Here is a 25,247-nt window from a genome sequence, read left to right as displayed (position 1 = left end):
ACGATGGTAAGTACACAAGAACAATTTGAACAGGTACAGGCTGTTAAAAAATCAATCAATACTGCCAGTGAAGCAGTGAAAAACCAAGCCTTACTAGCCATGGCTAATCACTTAGTGGCTGCTACTGAGGAGATTTTAGCGGCCAATGCCCTCGATATGGAAGTGGCCAAGGGGAAAATCTCAGATGTTATGCTAGACCGTCTTTATTTGGATGCGGAACGTATAGAAGCGATGGCAAGAGGGATTCGTGAAGTGGTTGCTTTACCAGATCCTATCGGTGAAGTTTTAGAAACCAATCATCTTGAAAATGGCTTGATTATCACCAAGAAACGTGTGGCTATGGGGGTTATCGGTATTATCTATGAAAGCCGTCCAAATGTGACGTCTGATGCGGCTGCCTTGGCTCTCAAGAGTGGCAATGCAGTCGTTCTTCGTAGTGGTAAGGACGCCTACCAAACCGCTCATGCTATTGTCACAGCTTTGAAGAAGGGTTTGGAGACGACTACCATTCATGCAGATGTGATTCAACTGGTGGAAGATACCAGCCGAGAAAGTAGCTATGCTATGATGAAGGCCAAGGGTTATCTAGACCTTCTTATTCCTCGTGGAGGTGCTGGCTTGATTAATGCCGTGGTTGAAAATGCTATTGTACCTGTTATCGAGACAAGAACTGGAATTGTTCATGTCTATGTGGACAAGGATGCCGATGAAGACAAGGCTCTATCTATCATCAACAATGCTAAAACCAGTCGTCCTTCTGTTTGTAATGCCATGGAGGTTCTCCTCGTTTATGAAGACAAGGCAGCAAGCTTCCTTCCTCGCTTGGAGCAAGTTCTGGTTGCAGATCGAAAAGAAGCTGAACTGGAACCAATTCAATTCCGTCTGGATAGCAAAGCAAGTCAGTTTCTTTCAGGTCGAGTAGCTGAGGCTCAAGACTTTGACACCGAGTTTTTAGACTATATCCTAGCGGTTAAGGTCGTGAGCAGTTTAGAAGAAGCGGTTGCGCATATTGAAGCCCATAGTACTCATCATTCGGATGCGATTGTGACGGAAAATGCCGAAACTGCAGCCTACTTTACAGATCAAGTGGACTCTGCAGCAGTTTATGTCAATGCCTCAACGCGTTTCACTGATGGTGGGCAATTTGGTCTTGGATGTGAAATGGGGATTTCTACTCAGAAACTGCATGCGCGTGGTCCAATGGGCTTGAAGGAATTAACTAGCTACAAGTATGTGGTTATTGGTGACGGACAGATAAGGGAGTAAGAGATGAAAATTGGATTTATCGGTTTGGGAAATATGGGTGCTAGCTTGGCTAAGGCTGTTTTGCAGGCCAAGACGGGTGCTCAGATTCTCCTTGCCAATCGCAGTCAAGCGAAAGTAGATGCTTTCATTGCCAACTTCGGTGGTCAGGCTTCTAGTAATGAAGAAATTTTTGCAGAAGCAGATGTGATTTTTCTAGGAGTAAAGCCTGCTCAGTTCTCAGACTTACTTTTTCAATATCAGACCATCCTTGAAAAGAGAGAGAGTCTTCTTTTGATTTCCATGGCAGCTGGATTGACCTTGGAAAAACTGGCTAGACTTCTTCCAAGTCACCACCGAATCATTCGCATCATGCCCAATACACCAGTTGCTATCGGACAAGGAGTGATTAGTTACGCCATGTCAGAAAACTGTCGTGCTGAGGACAATAGTCTTTTTTGTCAATTATTGGCTAAGGCCGGTCTCTTGGTTGAGCTGGGAGATGGCTTAATCGATGCGGCGACAGGTCTTGCAGGCTGTGGACCAGCTTTTGTCTATCTCTTTATCGAGGCTTTGGCAGACGCGGGTGTACAGATAGGATTGCTACGAGAAACGGCTTTGAAAATGGCAGCCCAAACAGTAGTCGGTGCTGGACAAATGGTTCTCGAAAGCCAGCAACATCCTGGAGTTTTGAAAGACCAAGTTTGCAGCCCAGGAGGTTCGACTATCGCGGGTGTGGCAAGTCTGGAAGAACATGCCTTTAGAGGCACAGTCATGGACGCAGTTCATCAATCCTATAAACGAACACAAGAACTAGGTAAATAAGAGGTTGGATGACTCCCAGCCTCTTTTATGGTCGATTGAATGGAGAAGACACAAAAAGATTGTCACAAAAACCTATTTTTTTGATAGAATAGAAGGTAGAAAAAAAGAAATGAGTTAGACATGTCAAAAGGATTTTTAGTCTCTCTTGAGGGACCGGAGGGAGCAGGAAAGACCAGTGTTTTAGAGGCACTTCTCCCAATTTTAGAGGAAAAAGGAGTAGAGGTGCTGACGACCCGTGAGCCAGGTGGAGTCTTGATTGGAGAGAAGATTCGGGAAGTGATTTTGGACCCAAGTCATACGCAGATGGATCCTAAAACAGAACTCCTTCTCTATATCGCCAGTCGCAGACAGCACTTGGTGGAAAAAGTTCTTCCAGCCCTTAAAGCTGGCAAGTTGGTCATTATGGACCGCTTCATCGATAGTTCCCTTGCTTATCAGGGATTTGGCCGTGGTTTAGATATCAATGCCATTGATTGGCTCAATCACTTTGCGACAGATGGCCTCAAACCCGACTTGACACTCTATTTTGACATCGAGGTGGAAGAAGGACTGGCTCGCATTGCTGCTAATAGCAATCGCGAGGTCAATCGTTTGGACTTGGAAGGTTTGGACTTGCACAAAAAAGTCCGTCAAGGCTACCTCTCTCTTCTGGAAAAAGAAGGAAGTCGTATTGTCAAGATTGATGCCAGTCTTCCTTTGGACCAAGTTGTGGAAATTACCAAGGCTGTCTTGTTTGACAGAATGGGCTTGGCTAAATGAAACAAGATCAACTAAAGGCTTGGCAACCAGACCAGTTTGACCGCTTTGTCCGTATCCTAGAACAAGACCAGCTCAATCACGCCTATCTTTTTTCAGGTTTCTTTGGAAGCTTGGAAATGGCGCAATTTTTGGCTAAGAGCCTCTTTTGTAGGGATAAGGTAGGCGTTTTACCATGTGAGAAATGCCGAAACTGCAAGCTGATTGAGCAGGAAGAATTTCCCGATGTCACTTTGATTAAGCCAGTCAATCAGGTCATCAAGACAGAACGCATTCGGGAATTGGTGGCTCAGTTTTCCCAAGCAGGGATTGAAAGCCAGCAACAGGTCTTTATCATCGAGCAGGCGGAGAAAATGCATCCCAACGCAGCCAATTCTCTGCTTAAGGTCATCGAAGAACCTCAGAGTGAGGTTTACATTTTTTTCTTGACCAGCGATGAGGAAAAGATTTTGCCGACCATCCGTAGTCGGACCCAGATTTTCCACTTTAAAAAGCAAGAAGAGAAGCTCATTCATCAATTAGAACAAGCAGGTCTGGTCAAGAAAAAAGCGACTCTCTTAGCCCAGTTCTGTCAATCACGAGCTGAAGCTGAAAAGTTGGTCAATCAAGCAAGTTTTTGGACCTTGGTGGATGAAAGTGAGCGTCTGCTGACTTGGTTAGTAGCCAAGAAAAAAGAAAGTTATCTCCAAGTTGCTAAATTAGCCAGCTTGGCTGATGACAAGGAAAAACAAGATCAGGTCTTGCGAATCCTCGAAGTGCTCTGTGGACAGGATCTCTTGCAAGCAAGGATTCGACAGATTCTACAAGATTTGCTAGAAGCTAGAAAAATGTGGCAGGCTAATGTCAGCTTTCAAAATGCTATGGAATATCTGGTCTTGAAAGAAATATAAACTCAATGAAGGATAAAGAAAGGAAAGGGCTGGTTTATGGACAAGAAAGAATTATTTGATGCGCTGGACGATTTTTCCCAACAGTTATTGGTGACCTTGGCTGATGTGGAAGCCATCAAGAAAAATCTCAAGAGCCTGGTAGAGGAAAATACAGCTCTTCGCTTGGAAAATAGTAAGTTGCGCGAACGCTTAGGCGAGGTAGAAGCAGATACACCTGTTAAGGCCAAGCATGTTCGTGAAAGCGTCCGTCGAATCTATAAAGACGGGTTTCACGTTTGTAATGATTTTTATGGACAACGCCGAGAACAGGACGAGGAATGTATGTTCTGTGACGAGTTGTTGTACAGGGAGTAGGCATGCAGATTCAAAAAAGTTTTAAGGGGCAGTCTCCCTATGGCAAGCTTTACCTAGTGGCAACGCCAATTGGCAATCTAGATGACATGACCTTTCGTGCCATCCAGACTCTAAAAGAAGTGGACTGGATTGCGGCTGAGGACACGCGCAATACGGGTCTTTTGCTCAAGCATTTTGACATTCCGACCAAACAGATCAGTTTTCATGAGCACAATGCCAAGGAAAAAATTCCTGATTTGATCGGTTTATTGAAGGCGGGGCAAAGTATTGCTCAGGTTTCTGATGCGGGTCTGCCTAGCATCTCGGACCCTGGTCACGATTTAGTCAAGGCAGCCATCGAAGAAGAGATTGCAGTTGTCACAGTTCCGGGTGCCTCTGCAGGGATTTCTGCCTTGATTGCTAGCGGATTGGCGCCACAGCCACATATCTTTTACGGTTTCTTACCGAGAAAATCAGGCCAGCAAAAGCAATTTTTTCAAGCCAAAAAAGACTATCCAGAAACTCAAATTTTCTACGAATCGCCCCATCGTGTGGCAGATACTTTGGAAAATATGCTAGCAGTTTATGGCGACCGCTCGGTGGTCTTGGTCAGAGAATTGACCAAAATCTATGAAGAATACCAACGAGGTACCATCTCTGAGTTATTAGAAAACATCGCTGAAACGCCACTTAAGGGCGAGTGCCTTCTCATCGTTGAAGGTGCCAGTCAGGATGAGGAGGAGAAGGATGAGGAGGATTTGTTTTTAGAAATCCAATCCCGTATCCAGCAAGGCATGAAGAAAAATCAAGCTATTAAGGAAGTTGCGAAACTCTACCAGTGGAATAAAAGCCAGCTCTACGCTGCCTACCACGACTGGGAAGAAAATCAAGAAAATGACTAAACAGGGAAGTTTGCCTTCTTCCCTTTTTTTGTTATACTAGTAAAAGAAAAATTAGAAAGATTTGTGGGAGTGAAAAAGTTCGGGGAACTTTTTCAGCCTGAGCCAAGAAATTCGAAATCTCGTAAGTTCAGTTGGCTTTTCAATGTGAATCTTGTCTTCACACTCCCAAAGAGGTATTAGTGTCGTGTCTCAATCTTATATCAATGTTATCGGTGCAGGTTTGGCAGGTTCTGAAGCAGCCTACCAAATCGCAGAACGTGGTATTCCAGTTAAACTCTATGAAATGCGTGGTGTCAAGTCAACACCTCAGCACAAAACAGACAATTTTGCAGAGTTGGTTTGTTCTAATTCCTTGCGTGGGGATGCCCTGACAAATGCTGTTGGGCTCCTCAAGGAAGAAATGCGTCGCTTGGGTTCTGTTATCTTGAAATCTGCTGAGGCTACACGTGTTCCTGCTGGTGGAGCGCTTGCGGTGGACCGTGAGGGTTTCTCTCAAATGGTGACTGAGAAAGTAGCTAATCATCCCTTAATTGAAGTGGTTCGTGATGAAATTACAGAATTGCCGACAGATGTTATTACGGTTGTCGCTACTGGTCCTTTGACCAGCGATGCTCTGGCTGAAAAGATTCATGCCCTTAATGACGGTGATGGCTTCTATTTCTATGATGCGGCAGCGCCTATTATTGATGTCAATACTATTGATATGAGCAAGGTCTATCTCAAGTCCCGTTATGATAAGGGAGAAGCAGCCTATCTCAATGCTCCTATGACCAAGCAAGAGTTTATGGATTTCCATGAAGCCTTGGTTCATGCGGAGGAAGCTCCGCTCAATTCTTTTGAAAAAGAAAAGTACTTTGAAGGTTGTATGCCTATCGAAGTCATGGCTAAGCGTGGCATTAAAACCATGCTCTATGGTCCTATGAAACCAGTTGGTCTGGAGTACCCAGAGGACTACACTGGCCCTCGTGATGGAGAATTTAAAACACCTTATGCGGTCGTCCAGCTTCGTCAGGATAATGCGGCTGGTAGTCTCTACAATATCGTTGGATTCCAGACCCATCTCAAATGGGGGGAGCAAAAGCGTGTTTTCCAAATGATCCCGGGTCTTGAAAATGCTGAGTTTGTCCGTTATGGGGTCATGCACCGCAATTCTTACATGGATTCACCCAATCTCCTTGAACAGACTTACCGTTCTAAGAAACAGCCCAACCTCTTCTTTGCAGGTCAAATGACGGGTGTGGAAGGCTATGTTGAGTCAGCAGCTTCAGGCTTAGTTGCGGGTATTAACGCGGCTCGACTCTTCAAGGGTGAAAGTGAAGCTATCTTCCCAGAGACCACAGCGATTGGAAGTCTGGCGCATTACATCACCCATGCGGACAGTAAACATTTCCAACCCATGAATGTCAATTTTGGGATTATCAAGGAATTGGAAGGCGAGCGTATCCGTGATAAAAAGGCTCGTTATGAAAAAATTGCAGAGCGTGCCCTTACTGACTTAGAGGAATTTTTAACTGTCTAATTTTTTTCAAAGAATTGCTCATGGTACTATAAAAATCTTAGAAATTGTGATAAAATAGGTAGGATGAAAAAAGGAGAGTAAAAATGGCGAACCCCAAGTATAAACGTATTTTAATCAAGTTATCAGGTGAAGCCCTTGCTGGTGAACGTGGCGTAGGGATTGATATCCAAACAGTTCAAACAATTGCAAAAGAGATTCAAGAAGTTCATAGTCTAGGGATCGAAATTGCCCTTGTAATTGGTGGAGGAAATCTCTGGCGTGGAGAACCTGCTGCAGAAGCAGGAATGGACCGTGTTCAGGCAGATTACACTGGAATGCTTGGGACCGTTATGAATGCTCTTGTGATGGCAGATTCATTGCAACAAGTTGGTGTTGATACGCGAGTGCAAACAGCCATTGCGATGCAACAAGTAGCTGAGCCTTACGTACGTGGACGTGCCCTTCGTCACCTTGAAAAAGGCCGTATCGTTATCTTTGGTGCCGGAATTGGTTCACCTTACTTCTCAACAGATACAACAGCGGCTCTTCGTGCAGCTGAAATCGAAGCAGATGCCATTCTCATGGCTAAAAATGGCGTTGACGGTGTTTACAATGCCGATCCTAAGAAAGACAAGACAGCCGTTAAGTTTGAAGAATTGACCCATCGTGACGTTATCAATAAAGGTCTTCGTATCATGGACTCAACTGCTTCAACCCTCTCAATGGACAACGACATTGACTTGGTTGTCTTTAACATGAACCAACCAGGCAACATCAAACGTGTCGTATTTGGTGAAAATATCGGAACAACAGTTTCAAACAATATCGAAGAAAAGGAATAGGAAAGATTATGACTAACGCAATTATTGAAAAAGCGAAAGAAAGAATGACCCAGTCTCACCACTCACTTGCTCGTGAATTTGGTGGTATCCGTGCCGGCCGTGCCAATGCAAGCTTGCTTGACCGTATCCACGTAGAATACTATGGAGTAGAAACTCCTCTTAACCAAATCGCTTCAATTACCATTCCAGAAGCGCGTGTCTTGTTAGTGACACCATTTGACAAGTCTTCATTGAAAGACATCGAACGTGCCTTGAACGCTTCTGATCTTGGTATTACACCAGCTAATGACGGCTCTGTGATCCGCTTGGTTATCCCTGCCCTTACAGAAGAAACTCGTCGTGACCTTGCTAAAGAAGTGAAGAAGGTCGGTGAAAATGCTAAAGTAGCTATTCGTAACATCCGTCGTGATGCTATGGATGAAGCTAAAAAGCAAGAAAAAGCAAAAGAAATCACTGAAGACGAATTGAAGACTCTTGAAAAAGATATTCAAAAAGTAACAGACGATGCTGTGAAACACATCGACGACATGACTGCCAATAAAGAAAAGGAACTTTTGGAAGTCTAAAAATAAACAGAAAAACTCAGTTGGCATTGCTGGCTGAGTTTTATTCGAAAGAAGGAAATATGAATACAAATCTTGCAAGTTTTATCGTTGGACTTATCATCGATGAAAATGACCGTTTTTACTTTGTGCAAAAGGATGGTCAGACCTATGCTCTTGCCAAGGAAGAAGGTCAACATATAGTAGGGGATACGGTCAAAGGTTTTGCCTACACAGATATGAAGCAAAAACTCCGCCTGACAACCTTAGAAGTGACTGCAACTCAGGACCAATTTGGTTGGGGAACCGTAACAGAAGTTCGTAAAGACTTGGGTGTCTTTGTGGATACAGGTCTACCTGATAAAGAAATCGTTGTGTCACTCGATATCCTCCCTGAACTCAAGGAACTCTGGCCAAAGAAGGGGGATAAACTCTACATCCGTCTTGAAGTGGACAAGAAAGACCGTATCTGGGGACTCTTGGCTTATCAAGAAGACTTCCAACGTCTGGCTCGTCCTGCCTACAATAACATGCAGAACCAAAACTGGCCAGCCATTGTATACCGCCTCAAGCTATCAGGAACCTTTGTCTATCTGCCAGAGAATAACATGCTTGGTTTTATCCATCCTAGTGAGCGCTATGCAGAGCCACGTTTGGGGCAAGTGTTAGATGCGCGTGTCATTGGTTTCCGTGAGGTTGATCGCACTCTGAACCTCTCCCTTAAACCGCGTTCTTTTGAAATGCTAGAAAATGATGCCCAGATGATTTTGACTTACTTGGAAAGCAATGGCGGTTTTATGACCTTGAATGATAAGTCATCTCCTGAGGACATCAAGGCAACCTTTGGCATTTCTAAAGGTCAGTTCAAGAAAGCACTCGGAGGCTTGATGAAGGCTGGCAAAATCAAGCAGGATCAGTTTGGTACAGAGTTGATTTAGGTCTTATAGACATGAAAAAGAAACTTGAAGAAATGAGTTTAGAGGAACTCTGGCAACTTTTTCCTATTTTTCTAGTAGAGCACAAGTCAGAGTGGAAAGACTGGTATGAATCGGAAAAAGCAAATCTGAAAAAAATATTGGGTGCAAATGTTATTAAAAGAATAGAACATATCGGTAGCACTGCTATCTCTAATATTTGGGCCAAAAATATCGTTGATATTCTGTTAGAAGTAGGTAGAAAAGAGGATTTAGCAAGAGTTAGGGATTTATTGGTGAAGAATGGGTGGCTAGTGATGTCGGAGAGTCCTAACAGGATTTCGCTAAATAAAGGATATACAGAGCAGGGATTTGCTGAGAAAGTCTTTCATCTACATTTGCGAATGACGGGAGATCATGATGAGATTTATTTTAGAGATTATCTCTGCCAGCATCCAGATATTGCCCAAGCGTATCAGGAATTAAAACTAAGTTTATGGAAAAAATTTGAACACAATCGAGACGCCTATACTGATGCGAAAACGGATTTTATAAACCACTACGTTTCAGAGGCTAAGTCCAGTAATTTTCAAGAATCAGAAAAATTTTATCAAAAAAGTCTTGATAGGAGAAAGAATTGAGAAAATCATTTTACACTTGGCTCATGACCGAGCGCAATCCTAAAAGTAATAGCCCCAAAGCCATCTTGGCAGATCTTGCTTTTGAGGAGTCAGCTTTTCCAAAACACACGGATGATTTTGATGAGGTGAGTCGATTTTTGGAGGAGCATGCCAGTTTCTCTTTTAACCTAGGAGACTTTGACGCCATCTGGCAAGAATACTCAGAACACTAGAGACAATGAGATGAGGCTAGTATTTTATTGTTCTCTTTGCTATAATAAAAAGAAATAAACGGATTAGAGAGGTTCTTTATTTGAAGGAACATTCAATAGACATTCAACTGAGTCACCCAGATGACTTGTTCCATCTTTTTGGTTCCAATGAACGCCATCTTCGTTTGATGGAAGAAGAGCTCGATGTGGTGATTCATGCCCGTACGGAGATTGTCCAGGTTATCGGAGAAGAGCCTGCCTGTGAGGAAGCCCGTCAGGTTATTCAGGCTTTGATGGTCTTGGTGAATCGAGGAATGACCATTGGCACGCCAGATGTGGTGACGGCTATTACCATGGTCAAAAATGATGAAATTGATAAGTTTGTCGCCCTTTACGAAGAAGAAATCATCAAGGATAATACTGGGAAGCCTATCCGTGTCAAAACACTGGGTCAAAAACTTTATGTGGACAGTGTCAAACAGCATGATGTGACCTTTGGAATCGGACCAGCAGGGACAGGGAAGACCTTTCTTGCAGTGACTTTGGCAGTAACTGCCCTTAAACGTGGGCAGGTCAAGCGAATTATCCTAACTCGTCCAGCAGTGGAAGCTGGTGAGAGTCTTGGATTTCTTCCGGGTGATCTCAAGGAAAAGGTGGACCCTTACCTTCGACCTGTTTACGATGCCTTGTATCAGATTTTAGGAAAAGACCAGACGACTCGTCTTATGGAGCGTGAAATTATCGAGATTGCGCCCCTTGCCTACATGCGTGGACGGACCTTGGACGATGCTTTTGTTATTCTCGATGAGGCACAAAATACGACCATCATGCAGATGAAGATGTTCCTGACTCGTTTAGGATTTAATTCTAAGATGATTGTCAATGGAGATATCAGTCAGATTGACCTGCCGCGTAATGTCAAGTCCGGTTTGATTGATGCCCAAGAAAAGCTTAAGAATATTCACCAAATCGACTTTGTTCATTTTTCAGCTAAGGATGTGGTTCGTCATCCAGTTGTCTCTCAGATTATCCGAGCTTATGAACCAGCTCCACTTAAAAATGAAGAAAAGAAGGAAGAGACAGAATAACAAAAGAAGAGCAGTTCCATTTGAACTGCTCTTCTTCTTTTTAATGAGTGTCTAGATTTAAACAAGTTCGTCGATAGACGTATGATCTTTATCGAGGCCTTGAGCAACTGGGAGGCTGGTCAAGTAACCTTGATAAGTGGTCACACCTTGACGCAAGCCCTCATCTTCAGCAATTGCTTGTGCGAATCCTTTGCCAGCCAGAGCTTCGATATAAGGAAGAGTGACATTTGTTAGGGCGATAGTAGAAGTACGGGCAACCGCACCAGGGATATTGGCAACGGCATAGTGGAGAACACCGTGTTTCTCATAGACAGGTTCATCGTGCGTTGTCACACGGTCAGCTGTCTCGATAACGCCACCTTGGTCAACGGCAACGTCAACGATGACAGAGCCTGGACGCATTTGTTTGACCATCTCATCTGTCACTAATTTCGGAGCCTTGGCACCAGGGATGAGAACTGCACCAATCACCACATCAGCATCTCTCACACTTGCTTCGATGTTGAATGAATTGGACATAAGAGTTTGGATTTGGTTTCCAAAGACTTCTTCTAGAACTGAGAGTCGTTTGGCACTGATATCTAAAATAGTCACTTGAGCACCGAGTCCAAGGGCAATGCGGGCAGCATGTGTACCGACGACACCACCACCGATGATGGTTACTTTTCCTTTTGAAACACCTGGTACACCACCTAGTAGGACACCAGAGCCACCAGCTTGCTTAGTAAGGAAGTGAGCTCCGATTTGAACGGCCATACGACCTGCAACTTCACTCATAGGAACGAGGAGTGGTAGTTGTCCTTGATTGTCACGGACCGTTTCATAGGCAATTCCTGTTGTTTTGGCTGCTAACATAGCATCTGCTAATTCTGGAGCAGCGGCCATGTGCAAGTAAGTGAAGAGGAGAAGATCATCACGCAAGTAACCATATTCAGAAGCTAGTGGTTCTTTTACTTTCACGACTAACTCTGCTGCCCAAGCTTCACCAGCAGTAGCGACAATTTCTGCACCTTGCTTTTGGTAGTCAGCATCAGTAAAGCCTGAACCGAGTCCAGCGTTTGTTTCGATGAGGACACGATGACCACGACCAACTAAACTATGAACACCAGCGGGGGTCAAGGCAACACGATTTTCGTTATTTTTAATTTCTTTTGGAATTCCGATTAACATAGAGATAACCTACCTTTCAATTGACGGGATTATTATAGTTGTCATGTCACATTCCATTTCATAAATCAAAAATGTGATGGTTATATTTTATATGAAACCGCTTCAAAAATCAAGAAAAACTTGTTATCAAAATTTATTTATGCTAGACTAGTGGGAATCAAGCTTTAATGGAGGGAAAAGTATGGAATCAATATTTGTGAAATTTGCCCAGTATCCGTCTATAGAAACAGAGCGTTTGTTGCTCCGACCTGTAACCTTGGATGATGCGGATGCTATGTTTCAGTATGCCTCAGACAGAGAAAATACGCGCTACACTTTTCCAACCAATCAAAGCTTGGAAGAAACCAAGAATAACATCGCTCAGTTCTACTTGGCCAATCCCTTGGGACGATGGGGAATCGAACTAAAAAGCAATGGTCAGTTTATCGGTACCATTGACCTGCACAAGATTGATCCTGTTCTTAAAAAAGCAGCTATTGGCTACATTATCAATAAAAAGTATTGGAATCAAGGATTGACAACAGAAGCCAATCGAGCCGTGATTGAGCTGGCTTTTGAGAAGATTGGGATGAACAAGTTAGTTGCTTTATACGATAAGGATAATCCGGCGTCAGGAAAGGTCATGGAGAAATCAGGCATGCGCTTTTCCCACGAAGAAGCTTATGCTTGTATGGACCAGCATGAAAAAGGACGAATCGTTACAAGAGTTCATTATGTCTTGACCAAGGAAGATTATTTTGCAAATAAATAAGCAGTTGAAAAGAAATTTTCGACTGTTTTTTCTTACTCTTACGAATAACATAAGAGAGGAGAAAATATGGAAGCAATTATCGAGAAAATCAAAGAGTATAAAATCATTGTCATCTGTGCAGGTTTGGGTCTGGCCTTAGGCGGCTTTTTCTTGTTAAAACCAACTTCACAAACACCTGTGAAAGAAACAAATTTACAGGCAGAAGTTGCATCTGTTTCAAAGGATTCAACTTCTGAAAAAGAAGTGAAGAAGGAAGAAAAGGAAGAGTCTCCTGAACAAGATTTGATTACAGTAGATGTCAAAGGTGCTGTTAAATCGCCAGGGATTTATGATTTGCCAGTAGGGAGTCGGGTTCATGATGCCGTTCAGAAAGCTGGTGGATTGACAGAGGGGGCAGATAGCAAATCGCTAAATCTCGCTCAGAAAGTCAGTGATGAGGCTCTTGTCTATGTTCCAACTAAGGGAGAAGAAGCAGCTAGTCAGCAGGCTGCCTCTGAAACGACTCCCTCGACAAGTAAAGGAAAGAAGGTCAACCTCAATAAAGCTAGTCTGGAAGAACTCAAGCAGGTCAAGGGACTGGGTGGCAAACGAGCTCAGGATATTATTGACCATCGTGAGGCAAATGGCAAATTCAAGTCGGTAGATGAACTCAAGAAAGTCTCTGGCATTGGCGCTAAGACCATAGAAAAGCTAAAAGATTATGTCACAGTGGATTAAGAATTCCCCTATCCCCCTAATCTATCTGAGTTTTCTGTTACTCTGGCTTTACTATGCCATTTTTGGAGCGTCCTATCTCGCACTGCTAGGTTTTGTTTTTTTGCTTGTCTGTCTCTTTTTCCAATTTCCTTGGAAATCGGCTAGAAAAGTTCTAGCTATTTGTGGAGTTTTTGGATTTTGGTTTCTGTTTCAAACTTGGCAACAGACACAAGCTAGTCAAAATCTAGTGGATTCTGTTGAGAGGGTACGGATTTTGCCTGACACTATTAAGGTCAATGGAGATAGTCTGTCCTTTCGGGGCAAGGCTGAAGGCCTCACCTTCCAAGTTTACTATAAACTCCAGTCCGAGGAAGAGAAAGAGCACTTTCAGGCCTTAACAGATCTTCATGAGATTGAACTAGAAGGAAAACTGTCCGAGCCAGAAGGGCAGAGGAATTTTGGTGGATTTGACTACCAAGCCTATCTGAAAACTCAAGGGATTTACCAGACACTGACTATCAAGAGCATCCAGTCACTTAAAAAAGTTAGCAGTTGGGATATAGGTGAAAATTTGTCGGCTTTACGTCGAAGGGCTGTAGTTTGGATCAAGACGCACTTTCCAGACCCCATGCGCAACTATATGACGGGGCTCTTGCTGGGACATTTGGACACGGACTTTGAGGAGATGAATGAGCTTTATTCCAGTCTAGGAATTATCCATCTCTTTGCCTTGTCGGGTATGCAGGTGGGCTTTTTCATGGATGCCTTTAAGAAACTCCTCTTACGATTGGGCTTGACCCAAGAAAAGTTGAAGTGGCTGACTTATCCCTTTTCTCTTATCTATGCTGGTCTGACAGGATTTTCAGCATCGGTCATTCGCAGTCTCTTGCAAAAGTTACTGGCCCAACATGGCTACAAGGGCTTGGATAATTTTGCCTTAACAGTCCTTGCCCTCTTTATCATCATGCCCAACTTTTTCTTGACAGCTGGAGGGGTTTTGTCCTGTGCCTACGCCTTTATCTTGACCATGACCAGCAAAGAAGGGGAGGGGCTCAAGGCTGTTGCCAGAGAAAGTCTGGCCATTTCTTTAGGAATATTGCCCCTTTTATCCTTCTATTTTGCAGAATTTCAACCTTGGTCAATTCTCTTAACCCTTGTCTTTTCCTTTCTGTTTGACTTGGTATTCTTACCACTTTTGTCCATCTTATTTATCCTGTCTTTTGTTTACCCAGTCACTCAGCTTAACCTTGTCTTTGAATGGTTGGAGGACATCATTCGCTTGGTATCGCAGATGGCAAGCAGGCCCTTGGTCTTTGGACAACCCAACGCATGGCTTTTGATTCTTCTCTTAGTTTCATTAGCCTTGGTCTATGATATGAGGAAAAACATCAAAAGACTAGCAGGATTCAGTCTCTTTATTGTGGGGCTCTTTTTCCTGACCAAGCATCCACTGGAAAATGAAATCACCATGCTGGATGTGGGGCAAGGTGAAAGCATTTTTCTACGGGATGTAACTGGTAAAACTATGCTTATAGATGTGGGGGGCAAGGCAGAATCTGATAAGAAAATCGAGGCTTGGCAAGAAAAGGCAACGACTAGCAATGCCCAGCGAACCTTGATTCCCTATCTAAAAAGTCGAGGAGTAGATAAGATTGATAAGCTGATTTTGACCAACACAGATAGGGAACATGTTGGAGATTTACTGGAGGTGACCAAGGCTTTCCATGTCGGAGAGATTTTAGTATCAAAAGGAAGTCTGACACAGAAGGAATTTGTGGCAGAATTAGAAGTAAGCCAAACTAAGGTACGCAGTGTGACAGTAGGGGAGAGTTTACCGATTTTTGGCGGTTACTTAGAAGTCCTATCTCTAAGGAAGATTGGAGATGGGGATCGTGATGATTCTCTCCTTCTTTATGGGAAACTTTTGGATAAGCACTTTCTCTTTACTGGAAACTTGAAGGAGAAGGGAGAGAAGGATCTTTTAAAGCAATATCCTGACTTAGAGGTGGATGTCTTGAAAGTCGGTCAACATGGTTCTAAAACCTCATCAAATCCAGCTTTTCTAGAAAAACTCAAACCAGAAATTACACTCATCTCAGTTGGAAAGAACAATCGTGTGAAGCTTCCCCATCAGGAAACCTTGACACGACTGGAAACTATCAATAGTAAAGTTTACCGAACTGACCAGAACGGAGCTATTCGCTTTAAAGGATGGAATAGTTGGCAAATTGAAAGCATTCGTTAGGAAGAAAAGATGTTATATATTAGTAAAATAAACAAAAAATCTGTTGCATAATACTGAGAAAAACGATATAATGAAAGTGTTTCCAATAGTAAAGATATAAATGCAATGAAAACATGAAAAATCAGCAAAAGTCGCTTTATTAGCTAGTTTGTTATCTATTGGTCTTTTTCAGTCCAGTGTATCTGCTGTGAGTGTTCTTAAAACTTATCGGTATGATTGAAATACCGCTTGGAAGTTTAGTATGAATTACCACGGACGTAAATATGAAAACATTCCAAGATGATCTGCTTATTACTCTACGACGACTATAAAGTTGGTCTGATTGGTATTATGTTCGCTATGTGGTCATTAACTACTAAACAGGAAACTATCAATCGTTAAAGAGTGAGAAAAAGGAGGGCTGTATATGATAACTCTTACTCATGTTACCTTAAAAACGCGACAAGTCATCTTGCAAGATGTTGATTTCACCTTTAAAAAAGGTAGGATTTATGGTCTTCTTGCTATCAATGGATCTGGAAAGACGACCCTGTTCCGAGCTATGAGCAAGCTGCTTCCCCTCAGTAGTGGACATATCGCAGTCTCTCCTTCTTTATTTTATTATGAGAGCGTTGAATGGCTGGATGGAAACTTAAGTGGGATGGACTACCTTCGTCTCATAAAAAATATCTGGAAGTCAGACCTAAACTTGGGGGACGAAATCGCCTATTGGGAAATGTCTGACTATATCAGCCTTCCTATCCGTAAGTATTCCCTAGGGATGAAGCAACGCTTGGTGATTGCCATATTTTCTCAGTCAGGCGAAATGCTGGCTCATGGATGAGATAACAAATGGCTTAGATGAGTATTATCGACAGAAGTTTTTTGATAGGCTGGCACAAATCGATAGAAAAGAACAGCTGGTTCTTTTGAGTTCCCACTACAAAGAGGAGTTAATGGAGATTTGCGATAGCATCGTAACCATTCATCAGGGGCAGATAGAAGAGGTTCCGTTATGAAAGATATTAGCCTATTTTTGTTAAAGAAAGTTTTCAAAAGTCGTTTAAACTGGATTATCTTACTTTTATTTGCATCTGTACTCGGTGTTACCTTTTATTTAAATAGTCAGACTGCAAACTCACACAGCTTGGAGAGCGAGTTGGAAACCCGTCTTGTAAAACAAGAGAGAATCATCAATGAAAATGAAGTGAAACTCTCCCAAATCTCTGACACCAGCTCGGAGGAATACCAGAGTGTTAAAAGAAATTTAGACATACAAAAAAATCTTTTGACTCAAAAGAAAGAAATTCTGGCTTTGTTAAAAGAAGGACGCTGGAAAGAAGCCTACTATTTACAGTGGCAAAGTGAAGAAAAAAGTTATGAAATTGTATCAAAGGAACCGACTTCTAGCTCTGACTTAAAAATGGCGGTTGACCGCGAACGAAAGATTTACCAAGCCCTGTATCCCTTGAATATAAGGGCACACAGTTTAGATTATCCGACACATGGGATTGATCAGATTGTCTGGATTTTAGAGGCTATCATCCCAAGCTTGTTTGTGATTGCTATTATTTTCATGCTAACACAACTGTTCGCAGAAAGATATCAAAATAATCTCGATACAGCTCAGTTATATCCCTTTTCAAAAGTGACATTTGCCATGTCCTCTCTTGGAGTTGGGGTGAGCTATGTAACCGTGCTGTTTATCGGAATCTGTGGATTTTCTTTTCTAGTGGGAAGTCTGATAAGTGGTTTTGGACAGTTAGATTATCCCTACCCGTTCTATAGCTTAACGAATCAAGAGGTAACTATTGGGAAGATACAAGATGTGTTATTTCCTAGCTTGCTCTTAACTTTCTTAGCTTTTATCGTCATTGTGGAAGTCGTCTACTTGATTGCTTACTTTTTCAAGCAAAAAATGCCTGTTCTCTTTCTTTCCCTCATTGGGATTGTTGGCTTGTTGTTTGGTATCCAAACCATTCAGCCTCTTCAGAGTATTGCACATCTGATTCCCTTTACTTACTTGCGTTCAGTAGAGATTTTATCTGGAAGATTACCTAAGCAGATTGATAATGTAGATCTAAATTGGAGCATGGGGATTGTCTTACTTCCTTGCCTGATTATCCTTTTGTTAGTGGGTATTCTATTTATCGAAAGATGGGGAAGTTCACGTAAAAAGGAAGGTTTTAATAGGTCTTAGCATTCCTATACGGAAGGTGAGGAAAAAACTAACAGAGGGAGGGAACCAACTAGGTTCTCTCTTTTTGATGCGGACATCAAGAAGAAAACAGAAAGTTTTTTGAAAAAATGACTTTTTATCTTGACAAGGGATAGAAAACTTGGTATCATATAAAAGTTGAGAAAAGCAGAAGTGAGAGCTTCTCGCCTTGTGACATTAAGTTGCCTGGCCCTACGGATGAAAAGTTTCTAAGAAACGCTATCATAACGTGCGGGCTTGTATCATTACGAGTCCGCTCTTGTTTTTCTCTAATAATAAAAAAGAGGTGAAAACCATAGCAAAGCAAGACTTATTCATCAATGATGAAATTCGTGTACGTGAAGTTCGCTTGATCGGTCTTGAGGGAGAACAGCTAGGCATTAAGCCACTCAGTGAAGCGCAAGCATTGGCTGATAGTGCAAATGTTGACTTAGTATTGATTCAACCCCAAGCAAAACCACCTGTTGCTAAAATTATGGACTACGGTAAGTTCAAATTTGAGTATCAGAAAAAGCAAAAAGAACAACGTAAAAAACAAAGTGTTGTTACTGTGAAAGAAGTTCGTCTGAGTCCAACTATTGACAAGGGTGACTTTGACACAAAACTTCGCAATGCACGCAAGTTCCTTGAAAAAGGAAATAAAGTTAAGGTATCCATTCGCTTTAAAGGGCGTATGATCACCCATAAAGAGATTGGTGCAAAAGTTTTAGCCGAGTTTGCTGAAGCAACACAAGATATTGCGATCATTGAACAACGAGCTAAGATGGATGGACGCCAAATGTTCATGCAGTTGGCGCCAGCAACTGACAAAAAATAATTGTCAGAAAGTTAAATAAAGGAGAAAAAATCATGCCAAAACAAAAAACACACCGCGCATCAGCTAAACGTTTCAAACGTACAGGTTCTGGTGGACTTAAACGTTTCCGTGCTTACACTTCTCACCGTTTCCACGGAAAAACTAAGAAACAACGTCGTCATCTTCGTAAAGCATCTATGGTGCATTCAGGAGATTTCAAACGTATCAAAGCAATGCTTACTCGCTTGAAATAATAGCCTAACAGTAAGTAAACAATTCTAGGAAATATTTGGAGGAAATAAAACATGGCACGTGTTAAAGGTGGCGTTGTATCACGCAAACGTCGTAAACGTATTCTTAAATTAGCAAAAGGTTACTATGGAGCTAAACACATCTTGTTCCGTACTGCAAAAGAACAAGTAATGAACTCTTACTACTATGCATACCGTGACCGTCGTCAGAAAAAACGTGACTTCCGTAAATTATGGATCACTCGTATCAATGCGGCAGCTCGTTTGAACGGACTTTCATACTCACAATTGATGCATGGTTTGAAATTGGCTGAGATCGAAGTTAACCGTAAAATGCTTGCTGACTTGGCTGTTAACGATGCAGCAGCTTTCACAGCTCTTGCAGATGCAGCGAAAGCAAAACTTGGTAAATAATCACTTTTAAGACTGGTACAGGATTGTCCCAGTCTTTTTTGACATAAAGGAGAGAAAGATGGCTTCAAAAATGCTACATACGTGTTTGCGAGTAGAAAATCTTGAAAAATCAATCGCATTTTATCAAGACGCTTTTGGTTTTAAAGAATTACGTCGCAAGGATTTTCCAGATTATGCCTTTACCATTGTCTATCTAGGACTTGAGGGTGATGACTACGAGTTGGAATTGACCTATAACTATGACCACGGCCCTTACGTGGTAGGAGATGGCTTCGCCCATATCGCCCTCAGTACACCTGATCTTGAAGCTCTTCATCAAGAACATAGTGCTAAAGGCTATGAGGTTACAGAGCCAAAAGGCCTACCAGGAACCCCACCAAACTATTACTTTGTCAAGGATCCTGATGGCTACAAGGTCGAAGTCATTCGTGAAAAATAATCCAGTACAGTCAAGTAGAATGTTCGTTTTCTACTTGACTTTTTTTCTTTGAAAGAGTATACTAATACAAATTTAACCTTTAAGGGGAGTCCAGAGAGACTCACAAGGTGTCAGATAAAAGGGATAGGGGACTCTCTGTGGAGACTTTTTAAGTGTGCGCATGAGTTCTAGCCTAACCTAACTGAGGCCTTGCATTAGCAAGGCCTTTTCTTTATCTGGTCCCCTTAAATTTAAGGAGGAAAAGTCATGAATCCCACGTGTAAGAAGCGTTTTGGTGCCATTCGTTTGGAGACCATGAAGGTGGTCGCTCAGGAGGAAATTGCGCCAGCAATCTTTGAATTAGTCCTAGAAGGGGAGATGGTTGAAGCCATGCGAGCCGGCCAATTTCTTCATCTGCGTGTGCCTGATGACGCCCATCTCTTGCGCCGCCCTATTTCAATTTCGTCTATTGACAAAGCAAACAAGCAGTGTCACCTTATTTATCGGATTGAGGGGGCTGGGACAGCTATTTTTTCAACATTAGGTCAGGGAGATACTCTTGATGTGATGGGGCCTCAGGGAAATGGGTTTGACTTGTCTGATTTAGACAATCAGAGCCAAGTTCTCCTCGTTGGTGGGGGGATTGGTGTTCCACCCTTGCTTGAGGTGGCCAAGGAATTGCATGCGCGTGGGGTGACAGTAGTGACAGTCCTCGGTTTTGCGACTAAGGATGCTGTTATTCTCGAAACCGAATTGGCCCAATATGGTCAGGTATTTGTAACGACAGATGATGGTTCTTATAGCATCAAGGGAAATGTTTCTGTTGTCATCAATGATTTAGACAGTCAATTTGATGCTGTTTACTCATGTGGGGCACCTGGAATGATGAAGTACATCAATCAAACCTTTTATGACCACCCAAGAGCCTACCTATCTCTGGAATCTCGTATGGCTTGTGGGATGGGGGCTTGCTATGCCTGTGTCCTAAAAGTGCCAGATAGTGAGACCGTCAGCCAACGCGTCTGTGAAGATGGCCCTGTTTTCCGCACAGGAACAGTTGTATTATAAGGAGAAAGTCATGACTACAAATCGTTTACAAGTTTCTCTCCCTGGTTTAGATTTGAAAAATCCTATCATACCAGCATCAGGCTGTTTTGGTTTTGGTCAGGAATATGCCAAGTACTATGATTTAGACCTTTTAGGCTCTATTATGATCAAGGCGACGACACTTGAACCCCGTTTTGGCAATCCTACTCCAAGAGTTGCAGAGACGCCTGCTGGTATGATCAATGCAATCGGCTTGCAAAATCCTGGTTTAGAAGCTGTTTTAGCTGAAAAGTTGCCTTGGCTGGAAAGAGAGTATCCTACGCTTCCCATCATCGCAAATGTTGCAGGCTTTTCAAAACAAGAGTACGCTGCTGTTTCTCGAGGAATTTCCAAGGCAGCAAATGTAAAAGCTATCGAGCTTAATATCTCTTGTCCGAATGTGGATCACGGCAATCATGGACTTTTGATTGGGCAAGATCCTGACTTGGCTTATGAAGTGGTAAAGGCAGCTGTGGAAGCCTCTGATGTGCCAGTCTATGTCAAGCTTACTCCTAGTGTAACAGATATTGTCACCGTCGCCAAAGCCGCAGAAGATGCAGGAGCAAGTGGCTTAACCATGATCAATACTCTAGTCGGTATGCGATTTGACCTTAAAACCAAAAAACCAATCCTAGCCAATGGAACTGGTGGAATGTCAGGTCCAGCAGTTTTTCCAGTAGCCCTCAAACTCATCCGACAAGTAGCTCAAACAACAGACCTGCCCATCATTGGAATGGGAGGAGTGGATTCGGCTGAAGCAGCGCTAGAAATGTATCTGGCTGGGGCATCTGCCATCGGAGTTGGAACAGCCAACTTTACCAATCCTTATGCCTGTCCTGATATCATCGAAAATCTGCCAAAAGTCATGGACAAATACGGCATTAGCAGTTTAGAAGATCTCCGTCAAGAAGTCAAAGCCAGTCTGAGATAAGCTAGGTCTTCCTTATCGTCAACAAGAAATAGAATCTTCATCAATTTGTAATATTTTCGTCTATTAACTATGTTACAATAGGGATTAGAAAACGTTATTGGAGCATTTAAATGAAACGATGGAAAGTGGCCCTAGTAAGTGCTGGCTTATTGGGGTGTTTTTTTACTGTAGTGGAGACAGCAAAAGCAGAAGAGGGAACGTGGCAAGGAAAGACCTACCTCAAAGCAGATGGGAAACCAGCAACCAAGCAATGGCTTTTTGACCAAACGCATCAGAAGTGGTTTTATCTTAAAGAAGATGGTCAACGTGCAGAAAACGGTTGGTTGACTGTTGCTGGCAAGGACTACTATTTTGATGCTAATGGAATTTTGGCTACAAATACTTGGGTCACCCAATATTATGTCAATTCTAGTGGGGCCAAGGCCAAGGACCAGTGGCTTTTTGACCAAGAAGGACAGAGTTGGCTTTACCTCAAGTCTGATGGTCAGAAAGCTCAAAATGAGTGGATCCAACAAGGTCAGGAAAAATATTACCTTAAAGAAGATGGGAAAATGGCCAAAGATGAGTGGGTCACTCAAGGTGGAAACGAATACTACGTTAATTCTCAAGGTAAAATGCTGAAAAGTACTTGGCTTGGTAAGACCTATTTGTCAGAAAATGGTAATAAGGTCAAACAAGGTTGGATTTATGATGACAACTATAGCAGTTGGTTCTACATTCAACAAGATGGTACCTATGCTGAAAATGGCTGGCAAACCATAGATGGAAAGGACTACCATTTCAAATTTGGAGGCTATCTTTCTACCGAGCGCTGGATTGGCCGCTTCTATGTTGCAAAGAGTGGAGCCAAACTGAAATCCGAATGGCTCTTTGATAAGAATTACGATTCTTGGTTTTACTTGAAAGCAGACGGTAGCTATGCCGAAAAAGGCTGGGAAACGATTAAAGAAAAAGATTACCATTTCAAATCAGGAGGCTATCTTTCTACAGAAAGTTGGATTGAGCGTTTCTACGTTGCTAAGAGTGGTGCCAAGCTAAAATCAGAGTGGTTCTTTGATAAAAATTACCAGTCTTGGTTCTACCTGAAAGAGGACGGAACCTATGCTGAAAAAGGTTGGAAAACCATTAAAGGCAAGGATTACCATTTCAAATCAGGAGGCTACCTTTCTACAGAAACTTGGATTGATCGCAGTTATGTGACCAGCAGTGGAGCAAAAGCAGGAAAGGGCTGGCTCTTTGATAAAAAATATAACTCTTGGTTCTACATCAAGGCTGATGGAAATTACACCAACAAAGAATGGGTCTGGGATAATGGCTACTATTATCTCAAATCAGGTGGCTATATGGCTTCAAATGAGTGGGTTTGGTACAAGAATAATTGGTTCTACCTCAAGTCGAATGGGAAGATGGCCGAAAAAGAGCTGATATATGATTCAGTTAACCAAGCTTGGTATTATCTCAAATCCGGCGGCTATATGGCACAAAATGAAACTGTAGATGGTCATACCTTGGATGCCTCTGGTAAATGGCATGTTGCGGATAAAACCAAGTATTATAAGGTAAAACCTATCACAGCCTATGTCTATAGTGCATCTGGAGAAATCTTGAGTTACATTAACCAAGGAAGCATCGTTTCACTGGATAGCTCGACCCGTAAAGGAGGCAGACTTGCAGTTTCAATTTCAGGTTTGTCTGGCTATATGAATCAAAGTGATTTGACAGCAGTGGATGAAGGAAGCGAGTTTATCCCTCATTATACTAGTGATGGGAAATTCCTCTACCATGAACTCTCTCCATACACGAGTATCAAAGTAGCTCCACACACATCTGCTATGGTTATTGGTAAGAAGTACTATTCAACTGACGGAGAGCATTTTGATGGCTTTACCATAAAAAATCCTTTCCTTTATAAAAACTTGAGAGAACCAAGTAATTATAGTGCAGCTGAATTGGATAAACTGTATTCGTTGATGAACTTGCAGGATAGTCCTCTTGCAGGTAAAGGAGCGACTTTCAAAGAAGCTGAGGAACGCTACGGTGTCAACGCCCTTTACTTGATGGCACATAGCGCTCTTGAAAGTGCGTGGGGACGCAGTCAAATTGCCAGAGATAAGAACAACTTCTTTGGTATTGCTGCTTATGATACTAGCCCATATCTCTCAGCCAAGAGCTTTGATGATGTGGATAAAGGAATCCTCGGGGCGGCCAAATGGATTCGTGAGAATTACATTGACTATGGCAGAGACCACCTCGGAAATAAAGCGACCGGAATGAATGTTCGCTATGCCTCAGATCCATACTGGGGTGAGAAGATAGCCAGCATCATGATGACTATCAACAGCAAACTTGGTGGGAAAGACTAATCAAAATAAACCAACGGTAACTACTGAAAAGTGGTTATCGTTTTTGTTTTGGACCTTGGAGGAGGAATAGTATGATAATAGTCTCTTTATTCTTGAATAATTAACAAAATGATAGTAGAATGAAAGAGGGGATATTAATCTAATCACTATATAAAAATAAAGGAGATTTTTATGAAAAAGCTACTATCTTTCTCAATTGCCTTGCTTTCAATCACAACACTAGTTGCTTGTTCTGGACATAAGGCGGAATCAAAGGTCCCAGAAGAAAAAATTGAACAGAAGCAAATTAAGTTCGATGAAAAGTTATTTAAAGAAGCTGGACTCTTGCCTTTTAAAAATGAAAAGCAACTAGAACTTGGGGAATTGGATTCTAAATCACGCGCAACGGGTGCTCATATTCAACTTAAGGATAGCGATGAACCAACTGAGAAGAGAGAGTCCAAGTTGACTTATGATCCAGTTGGATGGCACAATTATAAATTCTTTTATGGTGATGGTAAAAAAGAAGCTTGGTTGATGAGTAGAGGTCATCTGATTGGTTATCAGTTTAGCGGATTAAACGATGAAAAGAGGAATCTGGTTCCAATGACTAACTGGCTCAATGCTGGGAGTTATTCTGGAACAGATGACCAAAACCAAAGTAGCATGCTTTATTATGAAAATCGATTGGACTCTTGGTTGGCCAATCACCCGAACTACTATCTTGACTACAAGGTGACCCCAATCTATCAGAAAGATGAATTGCTTCCGAGACAAATTGAATTGCAGTATGTGGGAATAGATGAAAATGGCAAACTCTTGGAAATCAAGTTAGGTGGTAGTAAGGAAAAGGTTGATCAGTATTCTGTGACGCATGTTATTCTAGACAATGTTTCAGCTAATGCGGAAATCAATTATTTGGATGGTACTGCTAAAAATACAGTTGAAGATGCAAAGATAAAAGAAAAGGCTAAGAAGGAAGCTGAGGAAAAAGCCAAGAAAGAGGCTGAGGAAAAAGAAGCAGCTGAAAAGAAAGCAAAAGAAGAAGAGCAAGAAAAAGCTCGCCAAGCCGCACAAGAAAAGGAAGAAAGCCAGGAATCAAACTCGCAATCAACAAATTCAGGTGGCTACTTCAGAGATAGAAAAGGGAGATGGCACAGACCAAATGGTAAATTTGCTTCTAAGAAAGAAATCAGAGAAGCTGGATTGCAGTGGTAGGAAGAATTTAGTAGATATACAGTCAAAAAGCCGTTGGGAAACGGTTTTTTTGTTGCTTGTTTTGATGT

26 protein-coding genes, 1 pseudogene and 1 other annotated feature are annotated in these 25,247 nt (G+C 42.3%); of the genes and pseudogenes, 26 read left to right on the top strand and 1 reads right to left on the bottom strand.

The genetic code is table 11. The annotated features are described in order from the left end of the window. Nucleotides 1-3: 3 nt before the first annotated feature. The 13 genes from B7725_RS07490 to B7725_RS07430 all read left to right on the top strand — a co-directional run bounded on the left by B7725_RS07490 (nucleotide 4) and on the right by B7725_RS07430 (nucleotide 10,664). Nucleotides 4-1,266: a glutamate-5-semialdehyde dehydrogenase gene (locus tag B7725_RS07490; protein WP_084875446.1), complete on the top strand. Its 1,263-nt coding sequence runs from the start codon at nucleotides 4-6 to the stop codon at nucleotides 1,264-1,266. A gap of 3 nt (nucleotides 1,267-1,269) precedes the next feature. Beyond that, nucleotides 1,270-2,067, top strand: coding sequence for a pyrroline-5-carboxylate reductase (gene proC / locus B7725_RS07485; protein ID WP_084875445.1), 798 nt, complete (start codon nucleotides 1,270-1,272; stop codon nucleotides 2,065-2,067). A gap of 120 nt (nucleotides 2,068-2,187) precedes the next feature. Next, nucleotides 2,188-2,826: a dTMP kinase gene (gene tmk, locus B7725_RS07480; protein ID WP_084875443.1), complete on the top strand. Its 639-nt coding sequence runs from the start codon at nucleotides 2,188-2,190 to the stop codon at nucleotides 2,824-2,826. Then, nucleotides 2,823-3,713, top strand: a complete 891-nt coding sequence (locus tag B7725_RS07475; RefSeq protein ID WP_084875442.1) for a DNA polymerase III subunit delta' — start codon at nucleotides 2,823-2,825, stop codon at nucleotides 3,711-3,713. The genes tmk and B7725_RS07475 overlap by 4 nt, the downstream gene beginning before the upstream one ends. A 36-nt stretch (nucleotides 3,714-3,749) precedes the next feature. Then, nucleotides 3,750-4,067 carry a DNA replication initiation control protein YabA gene (yabA, locus tag B7725_RS07470; protein ID WP_000358229.1) on the top strand — a complete coding sequence of 106 codons (318 nt, stop codon included), beginning with the start codon at nucleotides 3,750-3,752 and terminating at the stop codon, nucleotides 4,065-4,067. 2 nt (nucleotides 4,068-4,069) lie between these two features. Further along, entirely contained in the window at nucleotides 4,070-4,948 is an 879-nt protein-coding gene (gene rsmI, locus B7725_RS07465; RefSeq protein ID WP_061598597.1) for a 16S rRNA (cytidine(1402)-2'-O)-methyltransferase, read from the top strand. A 184-nt stretch (nucleotides 4,949-5,132) separates the two neighbouring features. Further along, nucleotides 5,133-6,467 (top strand): methylenetetrahydrofolate--tRNA-(uracil(54)-C(5))-methyltransferase (FADH(2)-oxidizing) TrmFO, encoded by a 1,335-nt coding sequence (trmFO, locus tag B7725_RS07460; protein WP_061598595.1) that lies wholly within the window; start codon nucleotides 5,133-5,135, stop codon nucleotides 6,465-6,467. An 83-nt stretch (nucleotides 6,468-6,550) separates the two neighbouring features. After that, complete coding sequence (gene pyrH, locus B7725_RS07455; protein ID WP_000002996.1) at nucleotides 6,551-7,288, top strand: UMP kinase; 738 nt, start codon at nucleotides 6,551-6,553, stop codon at nucleotides 7,286-7,288. 8 nt (nucleotides 7,289-7,296) lie between these two features. After that, nucleotides 7,297-7,854, top strand: a complete 558-nt coding sequence (gene frr, locus B7725_RS07450) for a ribosome recycling factor (protein WP_009730016.1) — start codon at nucleotides 7,297-7,299, stop codon at nucleotides 7,852-7,854. Between the two features lie 59 nt (nucleotides 7,855-7,913). Then, entirely contained in the window at nucleotides 7,914-8,768 is an 855-nt protein-coding gene (gene cvfB / locus B7725_RS07445; protein WP_084875440.1) for an RNA-binding virulence regulatory protein CvfB, read from the top strand. A gap of 11 nt (nucleotides 8,769-8,779) precedes the next feature. Next, the gene (locus tag B7725_RS07440) at nucleotides 8,780-9,385 is read left to right on the top strand and encodes a GrpB family protein (protein ID WP_084875439.1); all 606 of its coding nucleotides are present in this window, start codon (nucleotides 8,780-8,782) and stop codon (nucleotides 9,383-9,385) included. Then, nucleotides 9,382-9,597 (top strand): YozE family protein, encoded by a 216-nt coding sequence (locus tag B7725_RS07435; RefSeq protein WP_061598591.1) that lies wholly within the window; start codon nucleotides 9,382-9,384, stop codon nucleotides 9,595-9,597. The genes B7725_RS07440 and B7725_RS07435 overlap by 4 nt, the downstream gene beginning before the upstream one ends. A gap of 80 nt (nucleotides 9,598-9,677) precedes the next feature. Further along, entirely contained in the window at nucleotides 9,678-10,664 is a 987-nt protein-coding gene (locus B7725_RS07430; RefSeq protein WP_061598588.1) for a PhoH family protein, read from the top strand. A 57-nt stretch (nucleotides 10,665-10,721) separates the two neighbouring features. Here the strand turns inward: B7725_RS07430 and ald are convergent, their stop codons facing one another. Next, nucleotides 10,722-11,834 (bottom strand): alanine dehydrogenase, encoded by a 1,113-nt coding sequence (ald, locus tag B7725_RS07425; protein WP_061598587.1) that lies wholly within the window; start codon nucleotides 11,832-11,834, stop codon nucleotides 10,722-10,724. Between the two features lie 181 nt (nucleotides 11,835-12,015). Between ald and B7725_RS07420 the strand changes: the two genes are divergently transcribed. The 13 genes and pseudogenes from B7725_RS07420 to B7725_RS07355 all read left to right on the top strand — a co-directional run bounded on the left by B7725_RS07420 (nucleotide 12,016) and on the right by B7725_RS07355 (nucleotide 25,179). Further along, on the top strand, nucleotides 12,016-12,585 hold the full coding sequence (locus tag B7725_RS07420) for a GNAT family N-acetyltransferase (protein WP_084875437.1): 570 nt from the start codon (nucleotides 12,016-12,018) through the stop codon (nucleotides 12,583-12,585). 66 nt (nucleotides 12,586-12,651) lie between these two features. Beyond that, nucleotides 12,652-13,302 carry a helix-hairpin-helix domain-containing protein gene (locus tag B7725_RS07415; RefSeq protein WP_000387314.1) on the top strand — a complete coding sequence of 217 codons (651 nt, stop codon included), beginning with the start codon at nucleotides 12,652-12,654 and terminating at the stop codon, nucleotides 13,300-13,302. After that, entirely contained in the window at nucleotides 13,286-15,526 is a 2,241-nt protein-coding gene (locus tag B7725_RS07410; protein ID WP_084875436.1) for a DNA internalization-related competence protein ComEC/Rec2, read from the top strand. The genes B7725_RS07415 and B7725_RS07410 overlap by 17 nt, the downstream gene beginning before the upstream one ends. Nucleotides 15,527-15,932: 406 nt before the next feature. Beyond that, a pseudogene (locus tag B7725_RS07400) lies at nucleotides 15,933-16,524 on the top strand (ATP-binding cassette domain-containing protein). Further along, the gene (locus tag B7725_RS07395) at nucleotides 16,521-17,705 is read left to right on the top strand and encodes a hypothetical protein (RefSeq protein WP_084875434.1); all 1,185 of its coding nucleotides are present in this window, start codon (nucleotides 16,521-16,523) and stop codon (nucleotides 17,703-17,705) included. The pseudogene B7725_RS07400 and the gene B7725_RS07395 overlap by 4 nt, the downstream one beginning before the upstream one ends. A gap of 157 nt (nucleotides 17,706-17,862) precedes the next feature. Beyond that, nucleotides 17,863-17,994 (top strand) — a sequence feature (ribosomal protein L20 leader region). Between the two features lie 15 nt (nucleotides 17,995-18,009). Then, nucleotides 18,010-18,540 (top strand): translation initiation factor IF-3, encoded by a 531-nt coding sequence (infC, locus tag B7725_RS07390; RefSeq protein ID WP_000848184.1) that lies wholly within the window; start codon nucleotides 18,010-18,012, stop codon nucleotides 18,538-18,540. Nucleotides 18,541-18,572: 32 nt separating this feature from the next. After that, a complete protein-coding gene (rpmI, locus tag B7725_RS07385; RefSeq protein WP_001125942.1) occupies nucleotides 18,573-18,773 on the top strand; it encodes a 50S ribosomal protein L35 in 201 nt (66 codons plus the stop codon). 51 nt (nucleotides 18,774-18,824) lie between these two features. Beyond that, nucleotides 18,825-19,184 carry a 50S ribosomal protein L20 gene (gene rplT, locus B7725_RS07380; RefSeq protein ID WP_000124830.1) on the top strand — a complete coding sequence of 120 codons (360 nt, stop codon included), beginning with the start codon at nucleotides 18,825-18,827 and terminating at the stop codon, nucleotides 19,182-19,184. Nucleotides 19,185-19,242: 58 nt separating this feature from the next. Further along, nucleotides 19,243-19,623, top strand: coding sequence for a lactoylglutathione lyase (gene gloA / locus B7725_RS07375; protein ID WP_000157143.1), 381 nt, complete (start codon nucleotides 19,243-19,245; stop codon nucleotides 19,621-19,623). Nucleotides 19,624-19,869: 246 nt separating this feature from the next. Continuing rightward, a complete protein-coding gene (locus tag B7725_RS07370) occupies nucleotides 19,870-20,670 on the top strand; it encodes a dihydroorotate dehydrogenase electron transfer subunit (protein WP_084875433.1) in 801 nt (266 codons plus the stop codon). Next, nucleotides 20,633-21,619, top strand: a complete 987-nt coding sequence (locus tag B7725_RS07365; protein ID WP_162279021.1) for a dihydroorotate dehydrogenase — start codon at nucleotides 20,633-20,635, stop codon at nucleotides 21,617-21,619. Before B7725_RS07370 ends, B7725_RS07365 begins: the two co-directional genes overlap by 38 nt. Before the next feature lie 110 nt (nucleotides 21,620-21,729). Next, nucleotides 21,730-23,982, top strand: a complete 2,253-nt coding sequence (locus B7725_RS07360; RefSeq protein ID WP_084875430.1) for a glucosaminidase domain-containing protein — start codon at nucleotides 21,730-21,732, stop codon at nucleotides 23,980-23,982. Nucleotides 23,983-24,153: 171 nt separating this feature from the next. Further along, on the top strand, nucleotides 24,154-25,179 hold the full coding sequence (locus B7725_RS07355; protein ID WP_084875428.1) for a DNA/RNA non-specific endonuclease: 1,026 nt from the start codon (nucleotides 24,154-24,156) through the stop codon (nucleotides 25,177-25,179). Nucleotides 25,180-25,247 lie beyond the last annotated feature (68 nt).

It is taken from the genome of Streptococcus oralis subsp. tigurinus (assembly GCF_002096275.1).
Classification (GTDB): Bacteria; Bacillota; Bacilli; order Lactobacillales; family Streptococcaceae; genus Streptococcus; species Streptococcus oralis_CN.
Note: the sequence above shows the minus strand (reverse complement) of the source record. Positions and strands in the feature narration are given on the sequence as shown.